This is a genomic window from Streptomyces hirsutus, from assembly GCF_001418415.1.
In the GTDB taxonomy this organism is placed as follows: Bacteria; Actinomycetota; Actinomycetes; order Streptomycetales; family Streptomycetaceae; genus Streptomyces; species Streptomyces hirsutus.
Map to the genome: position 1 here is coordinate 1 of NZ_LIQT01000538.1, position 5,881 is coordinate 5,881.

Consider the following 5,881-nt stretch of genomic DNA (forward strand, 5'->3'; position numbering starts at 1 on the left):
TGGGCGTGACCGCTTCCGCCCATGAGGGTCCCCCAGCGGGCGGAAGCGGTCACGCCCAGGTACCGGTACGGGACGTAGCCCGCGGAGTTGTTCCAGTAGGCGTACGGGGTGGACCGCCGGAGCGTGTTCGGGCGGGTCTGCTCGTAGGCGACGTAGGCGGTGCGCGTGCTGTCCGTCCAGCCGCCGAAGAGGACGACGTGGGAGCCGCCCTGCGGGTCGGCCGCGTTGTGGAACAGCAGCATGTCCCCCGGCTGGAGTTCCGCCTTGGTGATCTTCTGCGCGTACTGTCCGAGGCTTCCGGTCCACTCGTTCGCGGGCAGGTTCCACGCCATCGAGACGAAGCCCGAGCAGTCCTGCCGGTAACCGTCGGACCAGTACGCGGACATGCTGTACGGAACCTTCGCGGCGACCCATCTCTCGGCCCGTTCGACGATGTCCGCACGGGTGATCGCGCGGACCGACGACGGGGGCGGGGGGTCCACGGGGTCCGCGGGATCGGTCGTCCGGCCGTCGGGGCCGTACAGCGGCCCCCTCGGCCCCTGCGGGGTGGCGGGCTCCTCGTCGGCGGGGGCGCCCGGGACTCCGGGAAGGCCGGGCCGGCCGGCGGTGTGCGGTGCGGCCAGGGCGGGGACCGCGCACGCGCCGATCACCGCCGACGCCGCGGCGGCCACGAGGAGGGGGCGGAACACCGCTCGCCGACCGGCTGTACGGACGGCCGGCGGGCGGGGAGGCACGAGCGCACGCCGCCCGTGGACACAGCCGGGGCAGCCGCAGTCGCTCGCGGGATCGAACTCCTCGAACACCGGGGACTCCATGCGCTCCCCGCACACCCCGCCGTCCGAGCGGTCCATGCGACTCCCCTCACGGTTCCGGCCACTTGTCCGCTCACACGCCCGGTGAAATAAGTCACGTCTGTACATAAAGATCAGCTTCTCAACTGTCCACGGGGCACGCATCCTGACGGTCCGAATGATGCAAGCGCGCCGGCACGGGCGCCGGCGGCGGGCGGAACCCGGAGCTCCGCCCCGCGGGGCGGTCGGAAGCACCTCGCGGGGTCCGGTACAGTTACGGGGTCAGCGAGCGCCGCTAGCTCAGTTGGTTAGAGCAGCTGACTCTTAATCAGCGGGTCCGGGGTTCGAGTCCCTGGCGGCGCACCGACAGCACGGGCTCCTCGTTATCGAGGGGCCCGTAGCTTTTGGCCGGAAATCCCCTCGCACCCGCTGAACGCCTCCCCTTCGTCACACGTATGGAACATGAGCCCCACGCGACTCCCCCAGAAATCACAATGGGACCATATGACCGGCGGGCACCGGATTTCCCACCTTGCGATCATGATGAAACCCGTCCAACCTGGTTCCTTCACGATGCCGCGGGTTCGCGGCTGTTGGGGGGCGAAAGACCGGTTGCGGACGGTGCGGGACAAGGTGTCCCGCCCTCCGGGTGATGCCGCGGGGGACGCGTCACGCAACCGCAGGGAGCGCTGTGCCGTGTCTATATGGTGTGGGTGCCGTGGTGACAGCGATCCACCATTGACGCGCCCGGAAAGGTCGAGGGGGACCGGACACGGGCGGAAAGAAGCGACGAAACACGCGGCGAGACCGTGTGTGGGGGGATGACACTCATGACGTCGACGCCGTCGGGCGCCCAGAGGGACGACGACCCGTCCCAGACCACCCAGCTCAGGGTGCCTGCGCACCGGACCGGAAACACGGGCGCTTTCCGCCGGATCAAGAAGACGCTGCCGAGATACGACTACGAGCATTACAGCCGGCTCGCGGGGCCCCTCACCCAGCCCGACCCGAACAAGCCGTACACGGTGCAGTACCGCTCGCTGATCTCGCAGGAGCCGCACCGCATCCGCATCGCGCTGATGCTGGCCGCGGCCCCCCTGCTGTCGGTGGTGCTGCTGGTGTGGCTGCTCCAGCCCGCGCACTGGACGGAGCGCGACTACCCGGCGTTCGACTGGCTGCCCGCCCTCGACGTCGTGATGCTCGTCTCGATCGGTCTGATCGAGCTCTTCCGCTGCATGAACGTGCTGTCCAACGCGCACGCCACGCTGGTCGCCCGCGACCCGATCCCCGTCGTGCCCGAGACCGGCACCCGGGTCGCCTTCCTCACCTCCTTCGTGCCCGGCAAGGAGCCGCTGGAGATGGTGACGAAGACCCTGGAGGCCGCGGTCAAGATCCGCCACCGGGGCACCATGCACGTCTGGCTGCTCGACGAGGGCGACGACCCCGAGGTGAAGGAGGTCTGCGCGCGCCTCGGTGTGCACCACTTCTCCCGCAAGGGCGTCGCGAAGTGGAACCAGGCCAAGGGCCCGCACCGCGCCAAGACCAAGCACGGCAACTACAACGCCTGGCTCGACGCGCACGGCGACGACTACGAGTTCTTCGCCTCGGTGGACACCGACCACATTCCGCTGGCGAACTACCTGGAGCGGATGCTCGGCTTCTTCCGCGACCCGAACGTCGGCTTCGTCATCGGCCCGCAGGTCTACGGGAACTACGACAACTTCGTCACCAAGGCCGCCGAGTCGCAGCAGTTCCTCTTCCACGCGCTCATCCAGCGGGCCGGCAACCGCTACGGCTCCCCCATGTTCGTCGGCACGTCCAACGCCGTGCGCATCAAGGCGCTCAAGCAGATCGGCGGCCTGTACGACTCGATCACCGAGGACATGGCGACCGGCTTCGAGATGCACCGCGCCAAGAACCCGGCGACGGGCAAGAAGTGGCGCTCGGTCTACACCCCGGACGTGCTCGCGGTCGGTGAGGGCCCCAACGCCTGGACGGACTTCTTCACCCAGCAGATGCGCTGGTCGAGGGGAACGTACGAGACGATCCTCAAGCAGTACTGGAAGGGCTGGTACTCGCTGCCGCCGAGCAAGCTCTTCAACTACACCATGATGATCATCTTCTACCCGATGTCGGCCCTCAACTGGATCCTGGCCGCACTGAGCTGTGCGCTGTTCCTGGGCCTGGGCGCCTCGGGTGTGAACATCGACCCCGCGGTCTGGCTGATGCTCTACGGCAACGCCTCCGCGCTCCAGATCGGCCTCTACATCTGGAACCGCCGCCACAACGTCTCCCCGCACGAGCCGGAGGGCTCCGGCGGCGTGGCCGGTATGATCATGTCCGCGCTGTCGGCACCGCTCTACGCGAAGGCCCTGATCGACTCCGCCCTGCGCCGCAAGAGCAAGTTCGTGGTGACGCCCAAGGGCGACTCGGCCAGCCCGGACACCTGGTTCGGCACCTTCCGGTACCACTGGTACTTCATCCTGATCTTCGGTGGCTCCATCACCGCCGGCTTCGTCTACGGGCACTCGCACCCGGCGATGATCATCTGGGCGACGTTCGCCCTGCTGATCACGGCCGCACCCATGTTCGTCTGGCGGCACGGTATGCGCCAGGACAGGAAGAAGCCGCCCGGCGCCCATGCGGCGGGCCAGATCCCGGCCGACCGGCCGGCGGCGGACCCGCCGAAGGACTTCGCCCACGAGCCCGCGACCCAGCAGTTGCAGACGCTCCCGCGGGTGCAGCAGCAGGCGCAGGCCCCTGGTCCCTATCAGGGGCAGCAGTACCAGGCTCAGGCTCAGCAGTACGGGCAGCACGCCCAGCAGCAGCCGCACGCCGCGCACGGCCGGCAGGACCGGCCCAGCTGGGCCGCCTCCCACGGCGGACCGGCGGGGCAGGAAGAGCCGGGCGGCCCGGCGGGACCGGGTGGAGCGACAGATGCCGGGAACAGCTCCGGCAACGACCAGACGATGCAGATCGCCCTGGGTGGACTTGGGGGACGTAAGGAATGAACGACCGTGCAGGCCGCCGTCGCGCCCGTCGGATCGCGATAGGCACCGCGGTGGTACTCGCGCTGGCCGGCATGAACGGGCCCTGGCTGTACCGCGAAGGGTCCGAGAAATACCACCAGTACAAGATCAACAAGCCGGAGTACAAGGCGGAGAACGGCCGCTGGGAGATCGTCGAGTTCCCGGAGAAGTACCGCCAGAACACCATTCACGCGGCGCTGCTGCACACCGGCAAGGTGCTGCTCGTCGCGGGCTCCGGGAACAACCAGGACAACTTCGACGCCAAGCAGTACGACACCCGTATCTGGGACCCGGTCAAGAAGACCATCAAGAAGGTGCCGACGCCGACCGACCTGTTCTGCACCGGCCACACCCAGCTCGCCAACGGCAACCTGCTGATCGCCGGCGGCACCAAGCGGTACGAGAAGCTCAAGGGTGACGTGACGAAGGCGGGCGGCCTGATGGTCGTCCACAACGAGAACCCGGACAAGCCGATCACCCTGCCGGCGGGCACCAAGTTCGTCGGCAAGGAGAACGGCAAGACGTTCGTCTCCAAGGACCCGGTGCTCGTCCCGCGCGCCAAGAAGAACTTCGACAAGGAGACCGGCGAGTTCCTGGGCAACACCCCGGGCTACGGCCGCACCTACGTCGAGGCGCAGAAGGAAGGCGCCAAGTACCAGACCGGCACGCAGGACAACTACACCGTGCAGGGTCTCAGCGGCGAGGACGCGCAGAACACGTACGGCATCGCCGAGAAACTCGCCCTGGACAAGAAGGACTTCCAGGGCATCGACGACGCCTTCGAGTTCGACCCGGTGGCGGAGAAGTACATCAAGGTCGACCCGATGAAGGAGGCCCGCTGGTACCCGACGCTCACCACCCTGAGCGACGGCAAGATCCTCAGCGTCTCCGGCCTCGACGACATCGGCCAGCTGGTCCCGGGCAAGAACGAGATCTACGACCCCGAGACCAAGAAGTGGACCTACACGGACAAGGTCCGTCAGTTCCCGACCTACCCTGCGCTGTTCCTCATGGAGAACAGCAAGATCTTCTACTCGGGTGCGAACGCCGGCTACGGCCCCGACGACGTGGGCCGCGACCCGGGCATCTGGGACGTGGAGACCAACAAGTTCACCAAGATCCCCGGCATGAGCGACGCCAACATGCTGGAGACGGCCAACACCGTGCTGCTGCCCCCGGCGCAGGACGAGAAGTACATGGTGATCGGCGGCGGCGGGGTCGGCGAGTCCCCTCTGGCCAGTGAGAAGACCCGGATCGTCGACCTCAAGGCCGACAACCCGCGCTTCGAGGACGGCCCCTCGATGGACAAGGGCACCCGCTACCCGCAGGCCTCGGTCCTGCCCGACGACAGCGTGCTGATCTCGGGCGGCTCGGAGGACTACCGGGGGCGCGGCGACTCCAACATCCTCGAGGCACGGATCTACGACACGGCGAAGAACGACCTCAAGCGCGTCGCCGACCCGCTGGTGGGCCGCAACTACCACTCCGGCTCGATCCTGCTGCCCGACGGCCGCGTGATGTTCTTCGGTTCGGACTCCCTCTACGGCGACAAGGCCAACACCAAGCCGGGCACGTTCGAGCAGCGCATCGAGATCTACACGCCGCCGTACCTCTACGGGGAGAACGCGCAGCCCGACCTGTCGGGCGGCCCGCAGACCATCAAGCACGGCGAGTCCGGCACCTTCACCTCGAAGGACGCCGCGTCGATCAAGAAGGTCCGGCTGATCCGGCCGAGCGCCTCGACCCACGTCACCGACGTGGACCAGCGTTCCGTCGCCCTCGACTTCGAGACCGACGGCGACAAGCTGACGGTGACCATGCCGGAGAGCCGGAACCTGGTCCAGGCGGGCTGGTACATGATGTTCGCCACCACCGCGGACGGGACACCGAGCAAGGCCCAGTGGGTGCAGGTGCCGTAACCGGACCGGCAGCCCGCGCCCGGCACGTACGGGCACACGCGTAGGGGGCGTCCTCCATGACGGAGGACGCCCCCTACGCGTGTACGCGGTGTGCGATACACGGTGTGCGATACACGGTGTGCGGTACGCGGTGTGTGCTGGG

3 protein-coding genes and 1 tRNA gene are annotated in these 5,881 nt (G+C 67.9%); 3 read left to right on the forward strand and 1 reads right to left on the reverse strand.

What is annotated here, in order from left to right; translation table 11 throughout:
- The coding region (locus tag AOK11_RS33655; RefSeq protein ID WP_167353866.1) for an NlpC/P60 family protein at positions 1-815 on the reverse strand (815 nt) is incomplete at its 3' end.
- Between the two features lie 265 nt (positions 816-1,080).
- On the opposite strand from AOK11_RS33655, the gene AOK11_RS33660 reads away from it, so the two are divergent.
- The 3 genes from AOK11_RS33660 to glxA all read left to right on the forward strand — a co-directional run bounded on the left by AOK11_RS33660 (position 1,081) and on the right by glxA (position 5,739).
- A tRNA-Lys gene (locus AOK11_RS33660) sits at positions 1,081-1,154 on the forward strand.
- Between the two features lie 467 nt (positions 1,155-1,621).
- Positions 1,622-3,802 (forward strand): glycosyltransferase family 2 protein, encoded by a 2,181-nt coding sequence (locus tag AOK11_RS33665; RefSeq protein ID WP_055597470.1) that lies wholly within the window; start codon positions 1,622-1,624, stop codon positions 3,800-3,802.
- Positions 3,799-5,739 (forward strand): radical copper oxidase GlxA, encoded by a 1,941-nt coding sequence (gene glxA, locus AOK11_RS33670; protein WP_055597469.1) that lies wholly within the window; start codon positions 3,799-3,801, stop codon positions 5,737-5,739. Before AOK11_RS33665 ends, glxA begins: the two co-directional genes overlap by 4 nt.
- Positions 5,740-5,881 lie beyond the last annotated feature (142 nt).

What these genes read in the sequence shown, in the direction of transcription:
- glxA (WP_055597469.1), top strand. Translation starts at nt 3,799, where the DNA reads ATGAACGACCGTGCAGGCCGCCGTCGCGCCCGTCGGATCGCGATAGGC.
- AOK11_RS33665 (WP_055597470.1), top strand. Translation starts at nt 1,622, where the DNA reads ATGACGTCGACGCCGTCGGGCGCCCAGAGGGACGACGACCCGTCCCAG.